The 24,814-nt window shown below is 62.9% G+C and carries 15 protein-coding genes; 1 reads left to right on the forward strand and 14 read right to left on the reverse strand.

The features are described 5' to 3' along the window. Positions 1-62: 62 nt before the first annotated feature. From Q5H31_RS00805 to Q5H31_RS00820, 4 genes are all read right to left on the reverse strand, one after another. Positions 63-965: an endonuclease domain-containing protein gene (locus tag Q5H31_RS00805; RefSeq protein ID WP_229026225.1), complete on the reverse strand. Its 903-nt coding sequence runs from the start codon at positions 963-965 to the stop codon at positions 63-65. 597 nt (positions 966-1,562) lie between these two features. Further along, positions 1,563-2,306, reverse strand: coding sequence for a pyridoxal 5'-phosphate synthase glutaminase subunit PdxT (gene pdxT / locus Q5H31_RS00810; RefSeq protein ID WP_035011358.1), 744 nt, complete (start codon positions 2,304-2,306; stop codon positions 1,563-1,565). A gap of 189 nt (positions 2,307-2,495) precedes the next feature. Continuing rightward, the gene (gene pdxS / locus Q5H31_RS00815) at positions 2,496-3,371 is read right to left on the reverse strand and encodes a pyridoxal 5'-phosphate synthase lyase subunit PdxS (protein WP_118092615.1); all 876 of its coding nucleotides are present in this window, start codon (positions 3,369-3,371) and stop codon (positions 2,496-2,498) included. Positions 3,372-3,795: 424 nt separating this feature from the next. Then, positions 3,796-7,824 carry an ATP-binding cassette domain-containing protein gene (locus Q5H31_RS00820; protein ID WP_302457398.1) on the reverse strand — a complete coding sequence of 1,343 codons (4,029 nt, stop codon included), beginning with the start codon at positions 7,822-7,824 and terminating at the stop codon, positions 3,796-3,798. A 643-nt stretch (positions 7,825-8,467) separates the two neighbouring features. Here Q5H31_RS00820 and Q5H31_RS00825 point away from each other — a divergent pair. After that, positions 8,468-10,291, forward strand: a complete 1,824-nt coding sequence (locus Q5H31_RS00825) for a long-chain fatty acid--CoA ligase (protein ID WP_042990912.1) — start codon at positions 8,468-8,470, stop codon at positions 10,289-10,291. 192 nt (positions 10,292-10,483) lie between these two features. On the opposite strand, the gene araA is transcribed toward Q5H31_RS00825, so the two are convergent. The 10 genes from araA to Q5H31_RS00875 all read right to left on the reverse strand — a co-directional run bounded on the left by araA (position 10,484) and on the right by Q5H31_RS00875 (position 24,806). Continuing rightward, positions 10,484-11,998 carry an L-arabinose isomerase gene (gene araA / locus Q5H31_RS00830; RefSeq protein WP_003809815.1) on the reverse strand — a complete coding sequence of 505 codons (1,515 nt, stop codon included), beginning with the start codon at positions 11,996-11,998 and terminating at the stop codon, positions 10,484-10,486. 53 nt (positions 11,999-12,051) lie between these two features. Continuing rightward, on the reverse strand, positions 12,052-12,744 hold the full coding sequence (locus tag Q5H31_RS00835; RefSeq protein ID WP_003809816.1) for an L-ribulose-5-phosphate 4-epimerase: 693 nt from the start codon (positions 12,742-12,744) through the stop codon (positions 12,052-12,054). A gap of 43 nt (positions 12,745-12,787) precedes the next feature. Next, on the reverse strand, positions 12,788-14,410 hold the full coding sequence (locus tag Q5H31_RS00840; RefSeq protein ID WP_011743705.1) for a xylulokinase: 1,623 nt from the start codon (positions 14,408-14,410) through the stop codon (positions 12,788-12,790). A gap of 164 nt (positions 14,411-14,574) precedes the next feature. After that, on the reverse strand, positions 14,575-15,693 hold the full coding sequence (locus Q5H31_RS00845; RefSeq protein WP_302457382.1) for a LacI family DNA-binding transcriptional regulator: 1,119 nt from the start codon (positions 15,691-15,693) through the stop codon (positions 14,575-14,577). Between the two features lie 110 nt (positions 15,694-15,803). Next, positions 15,804-17,231 (reverse strand): Maf family protein, encoded by a 1,428-nt coding sequence (locus Q5H31_RS00850; RefSeq protein WP_270318091.1) that lies wholly within the window; start codon positions 17,229-17,231, stop codon positions 15,804-15,806. Beyond that, the gene (gene thrB, locus Q5H31_RS00855; RefSeq protein WP_302457383.1) at positions 17,228-18,232 is read right to left on the reverse strand and encodes a homoserine kinase; all 1,005 of its coding nucleotides are present in this window, start codon (positions 18,230-18,232) and stop codon (positions 17,228-17,230) included. The genes Q5H31_RS00850 and thrB overlap by 4 nt, the downstream gene beginning before the upstream one ends. 171 nt (positions 18,233-18,403) lie before the next feature. After that, positions 18,404-19,720: a homoserine dehydrogenase gene (locus Q5H31_RS00860; protein WP_039775738.1), complete on the reverse strand. Its 1,317-nt coding sequence runs from the start codon at positions 19,718-19,720 to the stop codon at positions 18,404-18,406. A 158-nt stretch (positions 19,721-19,878) separates the two neighbouring features. Continuing rightward, positions 19,879-21,477, reverse strand: a complete 1,599-nt coding sequence (locus Q5H31_RS00865; protein WP_039775740.1) for a diaminopimelate decarboxylase — start codon at positions 21,475-21,477, stop codon at positions 19,879-19,881. Between the two features lie 22 nt (positions 21,478-21,499). Beyond that, positions 21,500-23,290: an arginine--tRNA ligase gene (argS, locus tag Q5H31_RS00870; RefSeq protein WP_195347593.1), complete on the reverse strand. Its 1,791-nt coding sequence runs from the start codon at positions 23,288-23,290 to the stop codon at positions 21,500-21,502. A 31-nt stretch (positions 23,291-23,321) separates the two neighbouring features. Continuing rightward, entirely contained in the window at positions 23,322-24,806 is a 1,485-nt protein-coding gene (locus tag Q5H31_RS00875) for an amino acid permease (RefSeq protein ID WP_039775744.1), read from the reverse strand. Positions 24,807-24,814 lie beyond the last annotated feature (8 nt).

Consider the following 24,814-nt stretch of genomic DNA (forward strand, 5'->3'; position numbering starts at 1 on the left):
GCTAAATCACCAATGCGGCAGCCTCGACATAATCAGCCTTTCAAGCCGCGAAGAGAGCATTTCTACCAGGAAACCGGCGTATGCAACGCAACCGGATGACCCGATTTACGCGCACGAATCATGGCGACGTTCATGGCGAGCGCGGCACGATGCGGTTCATCCGACAAATCCAGTTGGGTGACCGCGACAATCGTCCATCCCATACTTTCCAGTTGACGGCGCTTCCAAACATCGCGACGCCACTGCATCTTATCCGTACGGTGGTGGTCGCCATCATATTCAATGCCGATCTTCAATTCCGGATCAGCGAGATCGAGCGTGACCGCAGCCCCATTCTCAAACGAAATTCCCGAAACCACGTATCCAACAGCGAAACCAGACAGACCATACGACAGTAAGCACAATCGCAATTCGGTCTCTTTGGGCGAATCACTGCCCGATTCCACCAGCAACAATGCCAATTGGCACTTGCGACGGCCACGAAAGGAATTTCCCTCGAGGAAAACGGCAAGTTTTTCCTTCGTCGTCCGTCCATGACGCATCTGCGATTCAGCCAATTCGACCAGCATATCAACGCTCAACGTTTCCGCCATTGAAGCCCATGTCGGCTCTGGAGCAAGCACGTCGATGCCGTCTTGCGTATGACAGATATGTTCTTCGGACAGCCCTTTCCATACATGCGCGACCACTCCCGGAATACCTTTTCGGCGGTTTCGCGCGGTCTGTACCACGACATGAACCACGGGAACACCATCTGCCGTCCGCGCCGAATCCATCGACGGATCTGGCACACCCCACATTGCGATCGCGGAGTTCCGCGTCAGCACGCCATACAACTCGTTACGATCTTTCAACGCGCGGCATACGTTCCACACCTCCTGCTGCCGTTGCGCGATCGACTGCGCCTCCAACGGCTTATAGTGCTGCTGGCCGTTCGGACCATTCACATCGTTGATACCATTCATGGTCCGAAGGTATTGCTTCCGCCGATTCGATGTCCAGCTGCACCGGGGTTGTGGTCGGAGAACGCAGAAAATACACATGTTCGGCGTGTCTTCGGCGTGTCAGGCGGGGATAACTTGCGATTATGGTAGATGCTTTGTGCCGGCACGGCACGCTGCGGCATGGAGTGTGTATAAATCAGTGGACAAGCGGGGATAGGATTTCTGTGCGATTCCCCGCATCTCTGCTTGTGTATTTCGATTGGACGTTCCGTTTATGAACGGGCGGAATGGGCCCGGAACGCAAGACGTGAGCAAAAGAGGGCGTAAGGCCGTACGGGACGATACCCCCATTCGCTCACGAACAGACGGAACGTGCGAAAATCGCAGGACGTGCGCAAAATCACATCAAACGCAAAATCAAAATCGTTGGAAAATCAAGGAAACACAAACGAAAGGACCGGCGCGCCACACCCCTTTTCGCTCACGAACGGCTGAAACGCATGAAAATCGCAAGACATGAGCGAAAAAGGGTAGGAAACCATACGGAACGAATCCCCCTTTCGCTCACGAACGAACGAAACGGGCGAAAATCGCAAGACGTGCGCGACGAGCCGGAATCTAGAGACTCAGGAAGAGCTCGTGAATGCGGGTGTCGTCGGTGAGTTCGGGATGGAACGCCGTGGCGAGAATCTTGCCTTGGCGCAGACCGACCACATTGCCGCTCACCGAGGTCTCAACGGTCGCGGCCGACCCGACCTCGGCCACAAACGGTCCACGAATGAACACTAGCGGGAAATCCTTCAGCACGATGGAATCGGAGGAAATCTCAGTAGTCGAACCCGCGCCCGACGCGGAATCAGCGAACCCCGGCACACGTTCGCCCGGCTCAACCAAAACGGCGGAATCGCCAGTAGCAGAGCCGAAATCGGCGGTGGCGGCGAACGAACCAAGCTGACGGCCGTACGCATTGCGTCGCACGACGGCGTCAAGCGCGCCAAAGTAAATGTTCGAATCATTATCCAGCTTGCGGGCTAGCAGAATCATGCCGGCGCAAGTGCCGAATACCGGCTTTCCGGCGGCGATGTGCGCTGCGATGGGTTCGAACAGGCCGGTCGATCGCAGCAGCTTGCCCTGCGTGGTGCTTTCGCCACCTGGCAGGATCACGCGATCGATCGAATCGTCGAAATCCTCGGCGGCACGCAACAGTTTCCACGGCGCGCCAAGACGATCCAGCATGGCCGCATGCTCGGCGAACGCGCCCTGCACCGCCAGAATGCCGGTCACGCCGTGCTTCGCGGATGCCGAGCCTGCGGCGACGTCGGCCGACTCTTCCTTTGAAATGTATTCAACTGCTACAACCAACGGATGCTCCTCATTCAGGTTGTTCAACAAATCGTTCGGTGAATCGCCGAACATCACAACAAAAAGCGGCAGGCACGTGCAGCACCGAAAATCACACGCACCCACCGAGTCCTTCAAAGTCGATCACACGACCGGCTTATGCAATCCTCGCGGAATTGCAAGCAATCAAGCAATCGACGAATCAACAGATCATTCGCCGCGCGCCGCCATGATGGTTTCGATCTCGTCCTCGTTGATGCCGACCATGGCCTCACCGAGGTTCTCGGACAGGCGCGCGAGCAGATCGGCGTCCTGCCAGTTGGCGGTGGCCTGCACGATGGCGGCGGCGCGCTTGGCCGGGTCGCCCGACTTGAAGATGCCGGAGCCGACGAACACGCCTTCCGCACCAAGCTCCATCATCAGGGCCGCGTCGGCCGGGGTGGCCACACCGCCGGCGGCGAAGTTGACGACCGGCAGACGGCCGTTGTCGTGCACGTACTTGGCGAGATCGTACGGCACGGCCAGCTGCTTGGCGGCCTCGTACACCTCGTCGTCGCGCAGGGAGACGAGCTCGCGGATCTGCTTGTTCATGGTGCGCATGTGACGCACGGCCTGGATGACATCGCCCGTGCCCGGCTCGCCCTTGGTACGAATCATGGACGCACCCTCCGCAATGCGGCGCAGCGCCTCGCCCAGGTTCTTCGCGCCGCACACGAACGGCACGTCGAACTGGTTCTTGTCGATGTGGTACACGTCATCGGCGGGGCTGAGCACTTCGGATTCGTCGATGTAGTCGATTTCGATGGCCTGCAGGATGCGGGCTTCGGCAACATGGCCGATGCGCACCTTCGCCATGACCGGGATGGACACGGCCTCCTGAATGCCCTTAATCATGGCCGGGTCGCTCATGCGGGAGACGCCACCGGCCGCGCGAATATCGGCCGGAATGCGCTCGAGCGCCATCACCGCGCATGCGCCCGCGTCCTGCGCGATCCTCGCCTGCTCGGGGGTGGTGACGTCCATGATCACGCCACCCTTGAGCATCTGCGCCAGATTCTTGTTCAGTTCGTTCCTGTTGTTGGCCATCGCCAGCCTTTCGTCGAAGGATTTGCCTTTGACACAGATACTAACGATTTCCCATTTCGATTTCACGCGAACTGAATCTTATAACCTACCAAAAAGTCGGTTTTGCTAAATTTGCAACCTTATTTTCACGATTGTTTCATTGGCTTATGATTTCGATTCCGTCGACATTTCGTCGGTTTCGTCCGTTTTTCTTGCTTTACCTGCGACTATGGCTTTCGATTCGTCCGCTTCCGTACGCCGTCGCGCGCGCTATAGGAAACACGAATGACATGCGATTTTCATACGACCACATTGCGGACGTGCGGCGCGTCCGTATGCGGCCGCATGGGCATGGGCACCTCACCAGGCCCCGCATTACGCCGATTCACACGCTAGTTCGCACGCATCGGCTCGCCGCATCAGTTCGCAATCCGCACGCGCCAGCTCACATGCGCACGATGCGGTCCGCGATGCGCATGGTGGAATCGCGGTGCGAGACGAGCAGCACCGCGCTCCCCTGCTGCGCCAACGCGTCAATCGATTGCAGAATCACGGATTCGTTGTAGGCGTCGAGGCGACTCGTCGGCTCGTCGAACAACACCAGCGACGCGTTGCGCAGGAAGACGCGAGCCAGGCCGATGCGTTGCCGTTCACCCTCTGAAAGCCGCCCGCCCAACTCGCCGACGGGGGTATCAAGGCCCTGCGGGAGCGAGTCGACCAGTTCAAGCGCGGAAGCCTTGGCAAGCGCGGCGCGCAGCACGTCATCACCGACAGAAGGGGTCGACCGGGTGGAAAGCGCGGAATCAGCGGCATTCCACGAAACGGGAGGAGCGGGCGGGGTAAGGAGCGCTCTGCCGGAAGTCGCGGAATCGTCCGGATCGCCAGCATTACCAGCCCTATCCGCATCGCCCCTGTCGCAGGCCATAAGCAGGTTTTCACGGATAGTGCCGTCGAACAGGTAGGTTTCCTGCCCCATCATCGTTTGCACGCGACGGCGATGATGCGCGTCGATCTGCGGCAGTGGCACCTCGGACAGGGCGACTAAGCCGGATTGCGGGTCCCAGTAACGCATGAGCAGCTTCAGCAGGGTCGATTTGCCGCGGCCGGACGGGCCTTGGACGTCGAGGATGCCGTGTTGTGGTATGTCGAACGAGACGTGGCTGAGGATTGGCTCGGCGGACGACTCGGGGGCATCCGCATCGCTTCCGGAAGTTGGAGCCTCGCCCGAATTGCCGTAGCCGAACGTGACGTCGTGCATGGACATGCCGTGGTAGCGCGGCAGGAAATCGCCCCGCTCCTCCACTGCGGGGGTTTCGTCCATCAGCGCGAACAGGCGGCGGGCGGCGGCAAACGTTTGCGTGAGATTGGCCGGCAGCGCGCTCAACGCGAGCGTCGGACCGAACGAGCTGGCCAGCAGCACGAAAGCGGCGGTCAGGCGGGCGGCGGGCGCGGAAAGGACGGTCTGGATGGTCGCAGCGGCGGCGGAAGCGGCGGAAGCGATGGGCATCGTCGTACCGGACGTGACCATCGCCAGCAATGCCGCGATGGCAGTGAACAGTACGACCAGCACCGCGCCGAAGCCTGCGAAATCGCCATTCTTGGCACTCAGCCGGGCGCGGCGGCTCCAGAGCGAGCGCGTGCGTGACGCGATGCCGGCAAGCCGCGCATGGCCTTGGCCGAATCGGATGATTTCGTCGAGACCGCGCATATCGTCGAGCATTTCGTCATCAAGTTGGGCGGATTCGCGGCGAATATCCCCACCGAGACCGCCTACCGCCGTGGCGAAGAGTTTCGGCAGCACGATGCCGACGGTCAGGTGCGCGATGACCAGCGTGATAGCGATTGCAGGGCTCAACGTAAGCAATGCGACCGTGTAAAGCACGGTGGTCGCGATGGCGATGACAACCGGCGAAATGGTGTGCGCGAAGAAGATTTCCAGCAGTTCGACGTCGGTGGTGACCAGCGCGATCAGGTCGCCTTTGCCTTTGCCGGACAGTTTGGCGGGCGCGAGGCGACGCAGCGCGGCAAACGTTTTCGACCGGAACAGCGCGAGCAGGCGGAAGGCGACATTGTGGTTCATGTACTGTTCGGCGTAGCGCATGCCGCCGCGGATCAGTGCGCAGATAATCATGGCTGCGATTGCCGCGGGAAGGCTGAGATTCCAGACTTTTGCGCCAGCTGCGGCAAACAGCGCGGCGACGCCGAAAACCGGCAGGAACGTGGCGGCGAGGTGGCCGAGGATGCCGCACGCGCAGGCGATGGCCATGGGTTTGCGCAGTGGGCCGACTTCACGCAGCAAGCGGGCGACGACTTGGGTTGTTGGCATGTCCGATTTGGCGCCACTGGCGTTCGATTCGGCGGAACCAGACATCCGAGACACGGCAAACGCACCAGACGCATGAGTCATACGCGATACGCGCGGCGCGACGCGACCAGACAATCCCACCCGTTCCACGCTTTCCTGCGCCCGGAACAGCTTGGCATACGTGCCGTCCGCGGCCATGAGATCGTCATGCGCGCCCTGCTCGACGACGACACCCCCATCAAACACTACGACATGGTCCGCGTCGGCCGCGTTCGCCATGCGGTGCGTGACCATCAGCACGGTTGCGCCGGCGTCGGCGAGCGCGCGAATCGTTTGCAAAATCAACGTTTCGCTGTCCGCGTCGACGCTGCTGGTCGCCTCGTCGAAAATATAGACGGCCGACCTGCGCAACAGTACACGGGCGATCGCAATGCGCTGTTTCTGCCCGCCGGACAGATTCGCGCCGTCCTGCGTGATCGGCATATCGAGTCCTCGCGATTGCGCGCGCACGAAATCGTCGATATGCGCGGCTTCCAGCGTCTGCCACAGCTCGTTGTCGGTGGCGTCGGCGCGGGCCATGAGCAGGTTGTCGCGCAGGGTGCCGGCGAACAGGTGGCTGTGCGCGGAGACGATGGAGATTTCGCGGGTGAGCGATGCTGCGGTGAGGTCGCGGATTTGGTGCGATTTCAGGGTTTCACTGTCATCCGGCGCCGCACTGCTTAACATAGCGCCCAGCACTTCGTCCCGCATTCCGGATGGCATTTCGGACAGCAGCACATCGCCTTCATATCCGACAAGCGTGCCGGCAAGCAGCTGGACGGCTGTGGATTTCCCGGAACCGGATGGCCCGACGATCGCAGTGACTTCGCCGGGCAGCGCACGGAGGGCCACGTTGCGCAAGGCGTAGCGCGTTTCGCGCGCGTCACCCGCGCCGCCGCCCTCATCAACGCTGTCCGCATCCGCGTTCCGCATATCGGAATGCGATGTGGACGATATACGACGGGGACTCGCAACACCGGCACCCGCAGACCCGGCAGCGTCAGGCCCCGCACCAGCAGTACCCCCAGCATCCACATCCGCGTCCGCATACCGGTACGAAACACCACGAAACTCCACGCCGACACCACGCCCGGAAGCCCCGAATTCCGGCAGTTCCTTGCTGCCATGCTCCGGTTCGGGCGCGTCGAGCAGCGCGAAAATACGTTTCGTGGACGTCATGCCGTTCATCGCAACGTGGAAATACGAGCCGAGCTGTCGCAGCGGAATGAAGAAATCGGCGGCTAGCAGAATCGTCAGCAATACCGCGGCGATCGGCGTCAAACCAAGCGGCAGCACGCCGGACAGCGCGAAAACGCCAGACGGCGAGAGCGAGCCGGATACAAATCGCCATATCGCAACGCCGATGCCGGCGGCCGCGCCACCGTACGCCACGGCATCCATCGCCGTGAGCGAACGCAGTTGGATCTGCAGCACGTTCATGGTCATCACGCGGAACTGTTCGGCCTTCTCGTCCATGACTCGTGCGGCGCGCTCGTCCGCGTCGAAGGTTTTCAGCGTCTCAAGTCCCTGCAGATTGTCGAGGAACGCGGCGCCCATATCCGTGTATTTGCCCCAGTATTTCTTGAATACGCGGGCAGCACGCATCGCCACCATGCCGACGATGAGCACGATGAGCGGCGCGCAGGCGAGCAGCGTCGCGGCGGTGGGCAGGTCGATCGGCGCAAGCACGGCGAACAGCGTGATGGGGGCGAGCACGGCGTAGCACAGTTGCGGCAGGAACAGTTCGAAGAAGCTTTGGATTTGTTCGATGCCTTCGCCCGCGGACTGCACCACGCCGGCGGTGCGCACGCGCTGCGCGTAGGACGGGCCGAGCGCGAGCATCTTATTGAACAGTTTCTCACGCAGCGCGAGTTTGACGCGTTCGGCGGCCTCGCTACCGAAACGTGCGGCGGCGCGAATGGTGACGAATCGCACGACCGCGGCAATAAGAATAATGACGATGCAGGGCGCGGTGGCGGACGGTACGGGCGCGAACAGCGGTTGCAGCATACGCACCACAGCCACGGCGAAGGCGATGTTGGCCACGAGGCCCAGCCATTGGCAGGCGACTTTCGCCGCGATCAATCGACCGACGCCGTCAGCCAAGGAAAACAGCCGCTTGTCGAACATCATGCCCCTTTTCCAATCGTTTGCAATCCCGCCATCCGCTCCAAGCGTATCGGGCATACCGACGAAAGGCAATGACGGAACGGCAATCGCAGAAAATCGTCGGAAAAATATAGAAAACCATCAGAACTCGCAAGCAAATGCACAACAGCAAAACCACAGAAAACCAAGGGAACGGCGAAAAGTGAGGCGGCTGAATGTTCGCCGTTGAGCAAACAGCCTAGGCGCAAGGGGTAGTTGCGCCAAACTTGAGTGTACACGGAACATGTTGTGGTTCGCAACGTCACTCCGCCCAGTTTTGCCGCATTTTCCACCGTTTTCGCCCGTAAGGGCCACCCCTCTCGAACCCGTCGCGCAACCCGTTGGACACCCTGCGATCGAACGCGTCAAACCTTTTTTCGAGATGATGCATCCGTGTACCAATCCCCCGTTCCGTTGACGTTTCGTGCCACTTTGTCAGTTCAAACAAACCCGTCGCCGTATTTCTTGTTGTTTCTTACAATGCGGACTTACGTCACCGTAACTTACGATATGCGAGGCGCGACACAGGACGCGAAAAGCACGTCACCGATCACCGCAATCGCAGCGATCGCATATATCGCAAAACCCACGAAAACCGCGGAAACGCAAGAAAAGAGAACACTTCATGCTCACCGAGTACACGACCCCGGGCGCATCCGTCGAAGTACGCGACGACGAATCCATCTACTCCCTGCTTACCGAACGCATCAAGCGCACCGGCGAAGACACCGTGATCGCGGAACGCAAAACCGCTCCGGGCCAGTGGACCAAGGTGACGACCGGCGAATTCCACAAGAATGTGCTCTCCGCGGCCAAAGGCCTGATCGCGTTCGGCATCGGCAAGGGGGATGCCGTCACCCTCTTCTCCACCACCCGTTACGAGTGGGGCGTGCTTGATTTCGCACTGGCCGCAATCGGCGCGGTCAATGTGCCGATCTATGACACCGATTCCGCGGCGCAGGCCGAACGCATTCTCAACGATTCCAACGTGAAGCTCGCCATCGCCGACGATCGCGAACGCTTCGACCGTCTTGATTCCGTGATTGGCCGCTGCCCGTCTCTGAAGCATATTCTGATGCTCGACGCCAATGCCATGGGCGCGCTGGAGGGATTGGGCGTCACCGTGTCCGACGAAGAGCTGGACGAGCGTATCGCGTCGGTGCGTGCCGACGATCTGGCCACCATCGTGTACACGTCCGGTTCCACGGGGGCACCGAAGGGTGCCGAGCTGTCGCATCGCAATTTCGTGTCGATCACGCGTGCCGGCAGCCTTGCGCTGCACGAGATGATTCTTGAAGACCATCCGCGTCTGCTGCTGTTCCTGCCGCTCGCCCACTGCTTCGCGCGCTTCATCCAGTACGCGTCGATCGCTTCCGATGACGGCGTGGTCGGCTATCTGCCGGACACCAAGACGCTGCTGCCGGATGTGCGTTCGTTCGAGCCGACGTACCTGCTGGGCGTGCCGCGCGTGTTCGAGAAGGTGTACAACGCGGCTTCCCGCAAGGCCGGCATGGGTTGGAAGGGCCGCCTGTTCCTCAAGGCCGCCGAATCCGCGCGCGACTGGTCGCGCATGCAGCAGGCTGGCGAGAAACCGACCATGAAGCAGACCGCCGAACACCTGTCGTATGAGGCGTCCGTATACCACACCGTGCGTGGCGCGTTGGGCCCGCGTATCCGTTATGTGGCGTGCGGTGGCGCTCCACTGGATGTGTCGCTCGCGCATTTCTTCAATGGCATCGGCCTGCCGATGATCCAGGGTTACGGCATGACGGAAACCGCGGCGCCGTTCGCCGCGACCCGCGTCACGGACAATGTGATCGGCACCGTCGGCCAGCCTGCGCCGGGATCGTCCGTGCGTATTTCCGACGATGGCGAGCTGCAGGTCAAGGGACCGAACGTGTTCATGGGTTACCACAATCTGCCGGAGAAAACGGCCGAGGTGTTCACCGAGGACGGTTGGCTCAGGACCGGCGATCTTGCGTCGATCGACGATGAGGGTCGTATTACGATTACGGGCCGCAAGAAGGACATCATCATCACCGCCGGCGGCAAGAACGTGTCGCCGATTCCGATGGAGCAGGAGATTGCGAAGTGTCCGATTGTGGAGCATGCCGTGGTGGTGGGCGATAATCGTCCGTTCATCGGCGCGCTGGTCACGCTCGATCCGGAAGGATTGGCGGCCTGGCTGCCGTCCGTGGGCCTGTCCGCGGATACGCCGCTTGACCGCGTGGCGGCTACCGCCGCCGTTCATGACGAGATTCAGAAGTATGTGGACAAGGCGAACGCGACGGTTTCGCGCGCCGAATCCGTGCGTAAGTTCGTGGTGCTGGATGCGCAGTTCACGCAGGAGAACAAGTGCCTGACGCCGTCGCTGAAGGTGGTGCGTCCGGCAGTGAACCGCGTGTTCGCCGACGTGATCGACCAGCAGCTGTACGCCGGCAAGCGCTGAGCCGCACATAGGTAAACAAAAACAGCACGGCGGGGAACGCTGCGTACAAAAGTACGTCAACTTCCCCGCCGTGCTGTTTTTTTAAGCGCACCCCGTATCGCTGAGATAACGCGTGCTGTAACAGTGCGGCAGGAAACGCCGGCGTACGAAGGTACGTCAAGTTTCCTGCCGTGCTGTTAACGCTCCGTTATTTCAGTGACGGTTGTTGAGGCGGTGGTACATTTCGCTCAGCTCCAGCTCCTTCTCGAACTGGCGGGCGTTGGTGTTCTCGTCGATGACGGCGAGTTCGACGCCGGCGATGCGGGCGAAGTCCTCCCAAGCCTCACGACCGACGGACGTGGTCATGCAAGTGTGGTGGGAGCCACCGGCGGTGATCCAGCACTGCACGGCGGTCTTCAGGTCCGGCTTCGGCTTCCACACGGCGCGGGCGCACGGCAGGTTCTTCAGGGAGCCCTGCGGTTCGACGATGGTGACCTCGTCCATGAGCAGGCGGAAGCGTTCGCGCTCGTCGGCCATGGAGACCACGACGGCGTCGGCCGGCTTGCCGGAGAACACCAGACGGACCGGGTCGGACTTGCCGCCGATGCCCAGCGGGTAGATGGCCAGCTTCGGCTTGGCGATGGTGCCGATGGACGGGGAGACTTCCAGCATGTGGGAGCCCATGTCGAACTCGTTGCCCGGCACGAAGTTGTAGGAGTAGTCCTCCATCAGGGAGGCGCCACCCTCAAGGCCGTAGCCCATCACGGCGCCGATGCGCACCAGCACGGAGGTCTTCCAATCGCCTTCGGCGGAGAAGCCCCAGCCGTACTCGGACGGGAAGCGCTGCGGGCCGACGCCCGGCAGCTGCGGCAGGGTGCCGAGGTCTTCGAAGTTGTCGACGCCGGCGGTGCAACCGTTCTCACGCATCATGTTGACCATGGCGGCCTCTTCCTTGGCTGCGATGAACAGCTCATCGTAGCGGGAATCAAGCAGCTCGGGGGCCACGTCGTACTTGGCCTTGTAGTCTTCGATGAGGTCCTTGACCTGGCTGTCCTTGACCTTCTCGTAGGCGGCGACGAGGTCGTTGACGGCCCAGGTGTTGATCGAAGCGCCGAACACGCGTTCGGCTTCGGTCTTGTCGCCTTCGGTGACGGCCACGTTGCGCATGTTGTCGCCCCAACGCATGACCTTCATGTTCTGGGAGGCATCCCAGCCGGCGCAGGCGCGAGCCCAGGTGCCGACCTTTTCGGCGACTTCCGGATCGGTGTAGTGGCCGACGACGATCTTGCGCGGAATGCCCAGACGGGAGACGATGTAGCCGAACTCACGGTCGCCGTGGGCGGCCTGGTTCAGGTTCATGAAGTCCATGTCGATGGTCTCCCACGGGATTTCCTTGTGGTGCTGGGTGGCCAGCTGCAGCAGCGGCTTGGTGAGCACTTCGAGACCACGGATCCACATCTTGGCCGGGGAGAAGGTGTGGCACCAGGTGATCACGCCGATGACGTTCGGGTTGGCGGAGGCTTCGGTCATGAAGGCCTTGACGCCGTCGGAGGACTTCAGGGTCGGCTTGAGCACGATCTTGGCCGGGATCTTGCCGGTCGCGTTGAGGAAGTCGACCATCTCGCCGGTCTGCTGGGCCACCTGGCGCAGCGCCTCCTCGCCGTAGAGGTCCTGCGATCCGACGCCAAACCAGATTTCCTTGCCTTCAAATGGGTTTTCCATTGCCATGTTGGATTATTCCTTACTTCGTTGTTGGGTTTGTCGTTTCAGTTTCCGTCGCGTCAGTGCTGGCCGTAGACGTTGGTGTAGCGGTCGTTAAGGCTATCGATGTCTTCCTGGGAGATCGGGATGATGTCTCCGAGCTGCTTGGCGGCCCACATGGTGTGCGCCACCTCTTCGGTCATGGCGGCGGCCTTGACGGCGGCTTCCGCGTCCTTGCCGATGGTGAACGGACCATGGTTCTGCATGAGCACGGCCGGGGACTTCGGATACTTCTTCAGGGTTTCGACCACGCCTTCGCCGATGGCTTCGGAGCCGATGAGGCGGAACGGGCCGACCGGCACCGGGCCGCCGAACTCGTCGCCCATCATGGTCAGGCCGCACGGAATGTTCTGGCCGGTGGCCGCCCATGCGGTGGCGTAGGTGGAGTGGGTATGCACCACGCCGTACACGTCGGGCATGTGGCGGTAGATGTACGCGTGGGACGCGGTGTCGGAGCTCGGCGCTTCGGCGCCGTCGACCACGTTGCCGTCGAGGTCGCACACGACCATCGAGCTTGGGGTGAGGTACTCGTAGCGCAGTCCGGACGGCTTGATGACCATCAGGTCGGCGGTGTGCAGGCGCTGCGAGACGTTGCCTGCGGTCCACACCACCAGATTCCACTTGATGAGCTGCTCGTGCAGGGTGGCGACCACTTCGCGCACCTGCTTGACTTCAGCTCGTACTTCCGGGCCGTAATCAGCCAACGTTGCCATATTGTGTTCCTTTCGTCAGGCTTGCTGTTGTTGCGATGGACGGTTATTTGGTTTCCAGCGGGATGCTTTCGATGGCGGCATGCTCGATCGGCAGCCCCTTGCGGAAGCGGTCGAAGAAGGCTTCGAAGCCGGCCACGTCGTTGGCGTCCGGCGCTTCCGTGGTGGAGGCCGCGTCGGCGAAGACGCGGGTGTCGAGGTAGTCGGCGAGCGGCTGGTCGGCGTGCCACAGATAGTCGGCGAGCACGGCCATGCCCCACGCTCCGCCTTCGGCGGCGGTGGCCATGACCTTGATCGGGGTGTCGAATGCGGCGGCGAGGATCTTCTGCGCGACCTTCGGCGTGGTGAAGATGCCACCGTGGCCGACGAGCGAGTCGACGGCGACGCCTTCGTCCTTGGTCATCACATCCATGCCGATCTTGACCGGCGAGAAGGCGCTAAACAGCTGGGTTCTCATGAAGTTGCCGAGGCTCATGCGCGCCTCCGGGCTGCGGGCGAACAGCGGTCGGCCTTCCGGCAGGCCAGCCAGGAATTCGCCGGAGCGGAACGGATAGTTGAGCAGACCACCGCAGTCGGCGTCGACATCGTCCGCGATCGCGGCGCGGAACAGCGTGCCGTACAGCGTGCCGGCATCGACCGGCTGGCCGATCGCGGCGGCGAACTGTCCGAACAGGCCGACCCAGGCGTTGAGATCGGAAGTGAAGTTGTTGGCGTGGCTCATGCCGGCCAGGTCGCCGGCTGGGGTGGTGACGAGGTCGACTTCCGGATGCAGGCGCGCCAGCTTGTGCTCAAGCACGACCATGGCGAAGATCGAAGTGCCGGCGGAGACGTTGCCGGTGCGCACGCGCACGGAGTTGGTGGCGACCATGCCGGTGCCCGCGTCGCCTTCCGGCGGGGCGAGGACGACGCCCGGCTGAAGGGTGCCGGTCGGGTCGAGCAGTTTGGCGCCTTCGGCGGTGAGCGTGCCGGCCGGGGTGCCCGCCACGAGCGGACGGGGCAGCAGGTTCTCAAGCTTCCACGGCTGCGCGGCGACTTCCTCGATCGCGTCGAATCGCTTGATGAACTCGGTTTCGTAGGTATGGGTGGCCGGGTCGATGGGGAACATGCCGGAGGCGTCGCCCACGCCGAGCACCTTCTCGCCGGTGAGCTTCCAGTGCACGTAGCCGGCGAGTGTGGTGATGTAGTCCACCTTGGAGACGTGCTCCTCGTGGTTGAGCACTGCCTGGTAGAGGTGTGCCACGGACCAGCGTTCCGGAATGTTGTACTGGAACAGCTCGGAAAGCTTCTCGTGGGCTTCGTGGGTGTTGGTGTTCTGCCAGGTGCGGAACGGCACGAGCAGTTCGCCGGACTTGTCGAAGGCGAGGTAGCCGTGCATCATGGCGGAGAAGCCGATGTGCCCCACGTGGGTCAACCGTTCGCCATAGGCGGTTTCGACGTCGCCGGCCATCCGGGCGTATGCGGTCTGCAAACCCTTCCAGATTTCCTCCTGGGTGTAGCTCCACAGCCCGTCCTCGAGATGGCTGGCCCACTCATAGTCGCCCGCCGCGATGGTGTGGTAGGCGTCATCGATGAGCACCGCCTTGATGCGGGTGGAGCCGAACTCGATGCCCAGGCTCGTCTTGCCTGCGCGGATCTTCTCGGCGGTCACTGCGACCTGCTCTTGCGTCATAGTTCACGAACTCCTTGCGTCCGAGCGCCTCGCAACCACTCTGTCAACTGAATGTTAGCGCTCACTGTTAACGCTCACTATTGTAGGCACAAACCCGTGACGCACCAAATCCGACGTGTCATCGGAGCAATGAATATATAAACAAATCGAGAAGAAGCAGCGCCTTAGCGACGGCGGACAGGACCTAGGGAGCTGCGGTTGACCATCTGCGCCGACACCAGTCCGACGCCATGCTGCAATGATCCGAAGGAGTTCTCCTCCCCCGCGCCCAGCAAGTACAGCGTCTCACGCATGGCGGCGACACCCAGCTGCTCGAAGCCGGGACGGACCGTGGTCAGCGGCGGGAACATATTGTCCATGGCAGGCATGTCGTCGAAACCCACCAGGCTCACATCCTGCGGAACGCGCACGCCATGCTCATGCAGCGCGCGGGCCACACCCACGGCCTGGCTGTCGTTGGCGCAGACCATGCATGTCGGCAGATTGCCGCCGGTGCGGCCGATGTTGTCGAGGATGTGGTTCATCTTGCCGTACGCTTCGGAGGATTCCCAGGTCTCGCACTGCACCGTCACGGAATTGACCGCATTGGCCGCGCATAGCTTGTTCCATGCCAGCAGGCGCGTCGCCGCGTCGCGCCACTCCTTGGGACCGGCGAAATACAGCACCGAACGGTGCCCGTATTCCACGACGAGATGCATCACGTCGGCCATCGCGGACCATTGGTCCATGCCGACGACGGATACGCGGCGGCGGTCGGCGGACTTCATCAGCCGCAGGCCGTCCTGCACGCCGATGCCACCGTGCGTGGATGTGACGATCACACGAGGCTGCGCGATCCGCGTCCGGCATGCCGCGGAGAACATGACATCGGTGGGCGTGAGGAAGATGAACGCATCGACGTTCATCTCGTCGAAGGTGCGGCACAGGTCGTCGAATTCCTCCTGCGAGCACAGCGCCTCATGCACCATGCTCACCGTCACGAACAGGCCATGCTGGCGGGCCATCGTCTCAATCGCGGAAATCGTGGAGATCGGGCCATAGAAATGCTGGCCGCCGGCGATCAGGCCGATGGTGCGGGACCGGTGCGAGGCGAGCGCGCGGGCGGAGTTGCTGGGACGGTATCCGAGCTGGTCGATGGCCCTCTGCACCTTCTCACGGGTGGCGTCGGAAACGTCCGGCGAATGGTTGATGACGCGCGAGACCGTCTGGTGGCTCACACCAGCCAGCTTCGCCACTTCGAACATCGAAGGACGCCTATTGCCCGCATTGCGTTTGTCTGCCATGCCCCATCGCCTTTCGCACACAACTGTTGGTACGTTCGCCTATTGTACACGCAACTTCAGTTAGCGCTAACAGCCGTCATGTTCCAAGGATGCGGCACACTGCGCGCAGGCTACCGCACGGCCGCCAAAGCACGCAGACGTGCCGCGAAGTTAGGCCAATCGGTGCGCATGGCAGTCAACAGCTTGCGGTTGGGCACGTCATCGATCGGCACCCATTCGATCTCCATGCTTTCGTCGTCGTTGGCCTTGGGGTCGACGCGGTGCCCCGGCCTTTCGAAGGCGAACACCGTGGTGTACGACCATGGGCCGTGGTCCTCACAGTACGAGCCGACCACGTCGATGTCCTCCGGCGTGATGTTGGCTTCCTCGTACGATTCGCGCAGTGCGCCCTCGATCGGGCTTTCGCCATCGGCGGTGGCGCCGCCGGGAATGCCCCACGTGCCGCCTTCCGCGCTCCATACCGCGCGGTGCTGCATGACGATGTGCGTCACCTCACCGGTCGTCTCGCTGCGGCGGGCCAAGAGCACGCCGGACGCGCCGTTCGTGCCCCAATGCTTGCGGCCGCAGGCGCAATCGACCCAGCCGTCTCCCGGCTGGTGCACGTTCTCCTTGGGCGGCAGCGGCTTCGCGGCACCCGTTTTCGCATCATATTCGGCGTCCGGCGCAAGGTCGGAGCGGGTGACGTTCCACAGGTCGGTCCATTCGACGCCCAATTGCGCCGCCAGACGGCGCGCCAACGGCAGGCTCAGGCCGATGATGCCGTGCGGATCGCCTTCGATCGAGTCGATGAACGCGCCGCCGAAACCTTCCAAAGTGAACGATCCGGCCACTTCCAGCGGCTCGCCGGTGGCGATGTAGCGTTCGATATCCAGGTCGGAATATTCGCAGAAGTGCAGGGTCGCTTTGCTGGCGCCGCGCACCATGCGGCCCGACGCGAAGTCGATGAGGCAATGGCCGGTCCACAGCTCGCCGGTGGCACCGCGCATGGCACGCAGCCGTTCGCGCGCTACCTCTTCGCTATGCGGCTTGCCGTAGCATTCGCCGTCCAGCAGGAACATGGAATCGCAGCCGAGAATCAGCGGGCCGGCCTTCGAACGGGTCAGGCCTGGACGGCCATCCACGAAATCGGCGATCGGCTCGGCGACGGTGGGAATGGCGATGCCGGAGAAATCGCGGGTCTTCGTCTCGTCGGCGGACTGCGCGCTGTCCGTGCGTGCGGCTGTGCCCGCCGAGGATGCGTCGCGATCGTCTGCTGCCCGGAGCGGGAAGCCGACCACGCGCTCCCCGCGCGCGTGCGCCGCGGTATCGGCGATGTTGCGATACGCCTGGTGCACGGCCTCGGCCTTCGCCGTGGCGAGAATCATCACACGCTGTTCGACGCTCAGGTCGTTCACGGTGACGCCAAGCGCGGCCGCCTCGCGTTCAAGCGCGGCAGGCTCGTCGACGTGCGAGACACGGATGGTCGGGCAGATGCCGGCGGAGAACAGCACGTCACGGCGTGGACGGGACTGGGAGGCGAGAATCAGCGGGATGCTCATGCGCGTTCCACCTGCACACCCTTGGTGTCGACCGCGAGATGCAGCACACGCCAATGGCCGGATGCCAGCTCTTCGGCGGCGATCTGTTCAAGCTCCTCGTGGGCGTCGCCATGGTGCAGCACCAGCACGCATGGGCCGGCGCCGGACACGGTGGAGGCGAAGCCGTGGGAGCGCATCTTCTCGATCAGCGCCCAAGACGGCTCCATCAGCGAGGCGCGGTACGGCTGATGCAGGCGGTCCTGCGTGGCCGCGAACAGCAGTGCGTTGGCGTTCTGACGCGAGCCGGAGGCCAGCATCGCAGGGTTCATGGCGGCCGGCAGCAGGCTCACACGGGAGACGTTGTGCACGGCGTCCTTGAACGGAATCTCAGTCGGCAACGCCTGACGGGCCTTTTCGGTGGACAGCTCGTAGTCCGGCACGAACACGGCCGCGGTCAGATCGTCCGCCACGCGGTAATTGATGGTGTGGAAGCCGTTGCGCATCGGCTCGCCGCCTGGAATCGGCACGGATCCGACACCTTCCGCGGTCTCCATGTCCCAGGACATGGTCAGGCCGCCGTACACGGCCGGGGCCACGTTGTCCGGATGGCCTTCGATGGCAGCGGCCAGCTCGAACACGGCGTCGCGATTGAGGTCGTCATCCTGCGCGAAGGCGGCCGCGGCGGCGATGCCGGCGACGATGGCCTCGGCGGAGGAACCCATGCCTCTCGCCTGCGGGATGTTGTTGTGCGCCTGCAGAATGAATCCGACGCGTCCCAGACCGAAGGTCTGGCATGCGCGGCGGAACGTGGAGACCACCAGGTGCGTCTCGTCACGAGGCAGGGTGTCCTCGCCCTCGCCTTCGATCATCACCTGCGCCGCGGTGTTCACCGGGTCGGCGCTCAGCGTGAATTCAAGCTCGTCATGGTAGTCCAAGGCCAAACCGACCGTATCGAAGCCGGAGCCAAGATTGGCGCTGGTGGCCGGAACCTTCACACGCACCTTGCGGGTAACTGGAGTCATCTCTCGTCGTCCTTCGTCACATCTTCATTACAAATCAAGCACCGTATACCGTGGCAGTGCCAGAGTCAAATTTCAGGGGGAACCGCACCCATGTATCGTATTCGGGCCCATGATGGCGGCTTGGCATGGCTTGCATGCCAATCTCATCATGGGCCCGAATCGCATCCGATATCAGTTCAGCACGCGCAGGATCGACGGCTCTCCGCACACGCAATCCAGCTCGCACACGTCCTTGACGGTTTCGCGCAGGGTGAGCTCGTCGGTCATGTGGGTGACCAGACGCAGCTGCTGCAGTTCGCCATCGTAGCCCGGATCCTTCAGCGTCGGCTTCAAATCCTGGTTCACGCCGTTGATGGACACGCCATGGTCGGCGAACTTGGCTGCGATCGCGGCGAGCACGCCCGGATTGTCGTGAATCACGAAGCGGACAGCGAACTCGGCCTTGGAAGCCTCGATCGGAGCCTTCTTCAGATCCTTGTACAGCGGGATGGACGGGCCGGTGCAGCCCTGCGCGATATGGCGGGCTTCGGTCACGACGTCTCCGACAACCGCGGAGGCGGTCGGAGCGCCGCCTGCGCCGCGGCCGTAGAACATGAGGTCGTCCGCGGCTTCGGCCTTGACGAACACGGCGTTGAAGGAACCGTGCACGGAGGCCAGCGGATGGGTATTGGAGATCAGTGCCGGGTAGACGCGCGCGGACACGCCGGCATCGGTGTTCTCCACGACGGCGAGCAGCTTGATCACCTTGTTTTCCGCGGTGGCGGCGGCGATGTCGTCGGCGGTGATCTTGGTGATGCCTTCGACGGAGACGTCGTCGATGGTGACGGAGGTATGGAAGCCGAGGGTGGCCATGATGGCGGCCTTGTTGGCCGCGTCGTAACCCTCGATGTCGCCGGTCGGATCGGCTTCGGCGTAACCCTTGGCCTGTGCGTCCTTGAGCACGTCATCGAAATCGAGACCCTTGGTGGTCATCTCGTCGAGGATGTAGTTGGTGGTGCCGTTGACGATGCCGAGCATGCTCGTCACCTTGTCTCCGACGAGGGATTCGCGCAGCGGCTTGAGGAACGGGATGGCGCCGCCCACGGAGGCTTCGAAGTAGATGTCGACGCCCTTGGCTTCGGCGGCCGCGTAGATTTCCGGACCGTACTTGGCCAGCAGCGCCTTGTTGGCGGTGACCACGGAGGCGCCGGATTCGATGGCGGCGAGCACGAACTTGCGTGCCACGCCGGTGCCGCCGATCAGCTCGATGACGATGTCGGAATTGGTGGCCACGCTCATGGTGTCGGTGGTCACGATGGCCTTGTCGATCCACGGGAACGGATCGGTTTCCGCCGGGTCAAGGCAGGCGACGCCGGTCAGTTCGATCGGGCGGCCGATACGTGCGGCAAGCTCGTCCTTCTGCTCGACCAGCAGGCGTGCGGTCTGGGAACCAACGGTACCTGCGCCCAGCAATCCAACGCGAATCGGCGCAATATCTTCCTGTGCCAAGGCATCCTCCCTTGAATGTGAAGTATTGGTGTGACCTTGCTTATTGTACGGTCTCAATATGACGTAAGGCCGCGGAATATCAAGAAAATGGACGGTTTCCGAAGCTTTCCTCGCAAGGAAGCCCGAAAACCGTCCATACCGTGAGACGCAATCGTGGACTATTCGCTGACGTCCCAGCCCAGCAGATCGTCGATCGTCTGCCGGCGGATCATGACGTGCGCACCGGCCTCGCCGACGCCGACCACGGCGGGAATCAGCGCCTGGTTGTAGTTGCTGGCCATCGTGCGGCCGTATGCGCCGGTGACCGGCACCGCGAGGATGTCGCCACGCTTGATGTCGGCGGGCAGCCGCACCTCGTTGACGACGATATCCCCCGATTCGCAGTGCATGCCGACCACGCGGCACAGCTTGGTCTCGTCGGATCCCTTGCGATTCGCGATTCTCGCGGTGTAGTCGGAGCCGTACAGCGCCGGGCGGATGTTGTCGGACATGCCGCCGTCCACGGACACGTACACGCGTTCCGTCACCGGATTGCCGCCCTTGTCTTTGGCTTCACCGTTCAGCTGCACCGGCTTGACGGTGCCCACGCGGTACAGCGTGACGCCGGTGGGGGCCACCGTCCAGCGGCCTGGCTCGAAGGAGATGACCGGGGCCGGCATGCCGAGCGCGCGGTTCACGGTGCTGACCGCGTCGGCGAGCCTGCCGAGCTCCACGTCGATGTCCATGGAATCCTCACCGTCGGTGTAGGCCACGGAATAGCCACCGCCCAGATCAACCTCCGGCAGGGTGTACGCATCGGTGGCGTAGAAGGTCTTGCGCAGCAGCATCATGCGCTTGGCCGCCTGGATGAAAGCGTCCGCGTCATGGATGTTGGAGCCGATATGCGAGTGCACGCCGACCAGTTCGAGCACGTCCTGGCGGCGGTAGATGTCCTTGAGCACGGCGAGCGCCGGGCCGTCGGCCACCATGGTCATGGCTTCGGCGAGCCTGCGGTCGCCTTCGGAGACTTTCTCGTGGCTCAGGTCGTACGGGTATTTGACGTCGTACTGGAGCTTGCGTTCCGCGTGGCCGGCATGGGCGGCTTGATCGGCGGCATCCGCAGCGTTCTCGCCCAAGCGCGCGTTCGATCCGGCCGGCGTCACGTCGGTCAGGTCGTCGAGCACGCCGAGTTTGGCGGTATCGGCGCCGGCGGGGAGCAGGGCCACGCCGAACTTCTGGTCCTCGTGCGCGGTGGACACGAATTCGTGGCCGCCGGCGTGGATGCCGGAGGTGACGCGCAGCATGACGCGGGCGCGCTTGCCGAGCCGCTTGGCGATCGCGGCGATGCGTGCCGGCTCATCCGGCTCGTCGATCACGATTTTGTTGAAGCCCTGTTCGATGGCGAGTTCGATTTCCGCGTCGGACTTGTTGTTGCCGTGCAGCACGAGCCGGCGGCCGGGGACACCCGCGGCGAGCGCGATGCGCATCTCGCCCATGGTGCAGGTGTCGATGAGCATGCCGGATTCGGTGACGATTCGGCAGATTTCCTTGCTTAGCAGCGCTTTGCCGGCGAAGCTGACGTGGGTGACGGTGTTGTTGAACGCGTGGGACGCGGCGTGCACGAATTTCGTGGCGCGGGCGCGCACGTCGTCGGTGTCGATGACGTAGAGCGGCGAGCCGAATTCGTCGAGCAGGCTTGCGGCGGTGCGGCCGTGGAAGGTGATCTCACCTTCGGCGTTCACGGCCGATCCGGCCGGCCAGATTGGACTCACAGACATGGTTTGCGTTATCTCCTGCCGGTCACATCTTGTCGGGGGCGGTGACGCCGAGCAGGTCGAGGCCTTCGGCGATGACCGTCTGCACGGCGTCGTTGAGCTTGAGTCGGGCGGCGGCGCGCGCCGGTTCCGGAGCCTTGGCGATGCGGATGGCGTCGGCCTGTTCCCCGCGGGCCTCCGGGTCGGTGAGCTCCATCGGCACGACGCGCTCCACGTTGTACCACTTGTGGTAGGTGGCGGCGAGGTCCTCCAGGTAGTGGGCCACGCGGTGCGGGGCGCGCAGGTCGCCCGCTTCGCGCAGCAGGGCGGGCCACTGGGCGAGCGCGGCGAGCACTTCGCCGTCGGCGGTGGTGTCGAGCAGGCTCACGTCGGCGCCTTCGTAGGTGATGCCGGCGGCGGCCGCGTTGCGGTCCACGTTGCAGGAGCGGGCGTGCGCGTACTGCACGTAGTACACCGGATTCTCGTTGGAATGCGAGGACAGCAGGTTCAGGTCGATATCCACCGGGGAGTTGTAGTCGGTGCGGGCCAGCGAATAGCGGGAGGCGTCCACGCCGATGGCGTCGGTCAAATCGTCGATGGTGACGACGTTGCCGGCGCGCTTCGACATGCGCACGGCCTTGCCGTCCTTCATGACGTTGACGAGCTGGCCGATCAGGATCTGCATGTTCTCGCCCGGCTTGTCGCCGAAGGCTGCGCACATGGCCATCATGCGGCCGATGTAGCCGTGGTGGTCGGCGCCGAGCATGTAGATGGCGATGTCGGCCGGGTTCACGTCGCGGTGGCGCTTGTTGCGATAGTAAGCGATGTCGGCCGCGAAATATGCATAATTGCCGTCGGACTTGATGATCACTCGGTCCTTGTCGTCACCGTGCTTGGTGGATTCGAACCAGGTGGCACCGTCCTTCTCGTAGATGTCGCCGCGGGCGCGCAGATCGGCGATGGCCTTGTCCACTTCGCCATCGGAATACAGGCTGTTTTCGTGGAACCACACGTCGAAGTTGACGCGGAAGTTCTTCATGGACTTCTGAATCTCGTCGAACATCATCGGTACGGCGCGCTTGCGGAATTCCTCGCGCTGCTCGGAATCGCCTTCGCCGAGCGGTTCGCCGTCCTTGTCCACGCCACCGTCGACGCGCGGCAGGCTCAGGATGTCGACGCCGTCGGCCTGGGCTTCGTCGATGACGCGCTTGGCGATCTCGTCGATGTAGGCGCCCTTGTAGCCGTCGATCGGGGTTTCCTCGCCGTGGGCCGCGGCGACGAGCGACTTGGCGAAGCGGTTGATCTGCTCGCCGTGGTCGTTGAAGTAATATTCGCGCACGACTTTGGCGCCGTTGGCTTCGAGCACGCGGGCCATGGAGTCGCCGACGGCCGCCCAGCGGGTGCCGCCGATGTGGATCGGGCCGGTCGGGTTGGCGGATACGAATTCGAGGTTCAGGGTCTTGCCGGACAGGTGGTCGTTCTTGCCGTAGTCGCTGCCGGCTTCGAGCACGGTGTCCACCACTGCGGCCGCGGATGCGGAGTCGAGCGTGATGTTGATGAAGCCGGGGCCGGCCACTTCCACGGACTTGATGCCGTCGGCATTGGTCAGTTCGGCGGCGAACAGTTCGGCGAAATCACGCGGCTTCATGCCGGCCTTCTTGGCCAGCTGCATGGCCGCGTTGGACGCCCAATCGCCATGTGCGCGGTCCTTCGGGCGCATCACGGCGAACTTGGCCTGCGGCGGAATCAGATCGGCGGTCAGGGTGCCTGCCTTGCCTTCGGAGACAAGGGTGTTGGCAATGTTGAAAATCAGTTCACTAAGGGCTTCTGGACTCATTCTTCCAAGAATACCGGGCACGCTGACAGAATCAGTCTTCCTGTCCATCCTCACGATGGGGTTGCGATACGTCCTGCGGAACGCTTTGCAAGGCGTTCTGAGCATCGTCCTGCCCGCCATGCCGTTTCGCACGCCACGCCACGGACGCGTAGTAGCCCGTGTAGCACAGCGCCACGAACGGAATCATGTACAGCAGCGTGGAGCGCTGCGACGGATCGCAAATCACCAGAACCATCGCGCCGACGCACATCACGATCGCGGCGATCGGCACGAACGGGTAGCCAGGCGCGCGGTACTTGAGCTCGCCAACCGTATGTCCCTGCGCGAGCCATTGGTGGCGGAATCGCAAGTGGCAGACGGAAACCGACGCCCACACCACCAGTGTGGCCAGGCCGGAAACCGCGACCAGCGCGAGGTAGACGGTCGAAGCGGCCACCACGGAGGACAGCAGCGCCAGCAGCGAGCCGGCCATGCTGAACATCACCGCGAAAACGGGCACGCCGTGGAAGTTCGTTTTGGCGAGCTTGCGCGGAATCATACCCTCCTGCGCAAGCGACCACACCATGCGCGAGCACACGTAGAGGCCGGAATTCGCGGCGGACAGCACGGCCGTCAGCACCACGAAGTTCATGATGTCGCCGGCGAACGGCATGCCGATCGACTGGAACACGAGCACGAACGGGCTGGTGTCGACGCCCGACTTGTGCCACGGAATCAGCGCCGCCATGACGGCGATCGAGCCGATGAAGAAGATCGCCAGACGCAGCACGGTGGTGTGCACGGCCTTCGGAATCGCCTTGGACGGGTCCTTCGTCTCGCCCGCCGCGACGCCGACCACTTCGGTGCCGGAGAAGGCGAACACGACCGTCAGCAGCGTGGAGAAAATCGGCAGCACGCCGTTGGGCAGCCAGCCGTCGCTGTAGAAGTTCTCGAACATGGGCGCGTGGTCATAGCCGGCGATCGGAATCGCGCCGAACATGGCCAGCAGGCCAATGATGATGAACGTGATGATGGCGAACACCTTGATGGACGCGAACCAGAATTCCGATTCGCCGTACAGGCGCACCGACAGGATGTTGAGCAGGAACACGACCACGATGAACGCGGCCGACCAGACCCATGTGGGCGAATGCGGGAACCAGCGTTGCATCAGCAGGCCCGCGGCGGTGAATTCGGAGGCGAGCGCCACCGCCCAATTCAGCCAGTAGAGCACGGCGATGGTGAACGCGGTGCCGGGGCCGATGAAACGCTTCGCATACAGGTGGAAGCTGCCGGCGTACGGCATGGCCACAGACAGCTCGCCGAGGCTCAGCATGATGAAGTAGACGAGCAGCGAACCGATGGCGTACGCGATGATCGCGCCGAGCGGGCCCGCCTGATGGATGGTGTAGCCGGAGCTTAAAAACAGGCCTGTGCCGATCACGCCGCCGAGCGAGATCATGGTCAGGTGGCGCGTTTCCATCTTGCGTTCCAGGCCGCCCTGTTCGACGTCGGGCTTTTCTTGCGATTGCGCCATGCTTGCTT

Source organism: uncultured Bifidobacterium sp. (assembly GCF_959020155.1).
GTDB lineage: Bacteria > Actinomycetota > Actinomycetes > Actinomycetales > Bifidobacteriaceae > Bifidobacterium.

What these genes read in the sequence shown, in the direction of transcription:
- Q5H31_RS00805 (WP_229026225.1), bottom strand. Translation starts at nt 965, where the DNA reads ATGAATGGTATCAACGATGTGAATGGTCCGAACGGCCAGCAGCACTAT.
- pdxS (WP_118092615.1), bottom strand. Translation starts at nt 3,371, where the DNA reads ATGGCCAACAACAGGAACGAACTGAACAAGAATCTGGCGCAGATGCTC.
- Q5H31_RS00820 (WP_302457398.1), bottom strand. Translation starts at nt 7,824, where the DNA reads ATGTTCGACAAGCGGCTGTTTTCCTTGGCTGACGGCGTCGGTCGATTG.
- Q5H31_RS00825 (WP_042990912.1), top strand. Translation starts at nt 8,468, where the DNA reads ATGCTCACCGAGTACACGACCCCGGGCGCATCCGTCGAAGTACGCGAC.
- araA (WP_003809815.1), bottom strand. Translation starts at nt 11,998, where the DNA reads ATGGCAATGGAAAACCCATTTGAAGGCAAGGAAATCTGGTTTGGCGTC.
- Q5H31_RS00835 (WP_003809816.1), bottom strand. Translation starts at nt 12,744, where the DNA reads ATGGCAACGTTGGCTGATTACGGCCCGGAAGTACGAGCTGAAGTCAAG.
- Q5H31_RS00840 (WP_011743705.1), bottom strand. Translation starts at nt 14,410, where the DNA reads ATGACGCAAGAGCAGGTCGCAGTGACCGCCGAGAAGATCCGCGCAGGC.
- Q5H31_RS00845 (WP_302457382.1), bottom strand. Translation starts at nt 15,693, where the DNA reads ATGGCAGACAAACGCAATGCGGGCAATAGGCGTCCTTCGATGTTCGAA.
- Q5H31_RS00850 (WP_270318091.1), bottom strand. Translation starts at nt 17,231, where the DNA reads ATGAGCATCCCGCTGATTCTCGCCTCCCAGTCCCGTCCACGCCGTGAC.
- thrB (WP_302457383.1), bottom strand. Translation starts at nt 18,232, where the DNA reads ATGACTCCAGTTACCCGCAAGGTGCGTGTGAAGGTTCCGGCCACCAGC.
- Q5H31_RS00865 (WP_039775740.1), bottom strand. Translation starts at nt 21,477, where the DNA reads ATGTCTGTGAGTCCAATCTGGCCGGCCGGATCGGCCGTGAACGCCGAA.
- argS (WP_195347593.1), bottom strand. Translation starts at nt 23,290, where the DNA reads ATGAGTCCAGAAGCCCTTAGTGAACTGATTTTCAACATTGCCAACACC.
- Q5H31_RS00875 (WP_039775744.1), bottom strand. Translation starts at nt 24,806, where the DNA reads ATGGCGCAATCGCAAGAAAAGCCCGACGTCGAACAGGGCGGCCTGGAA.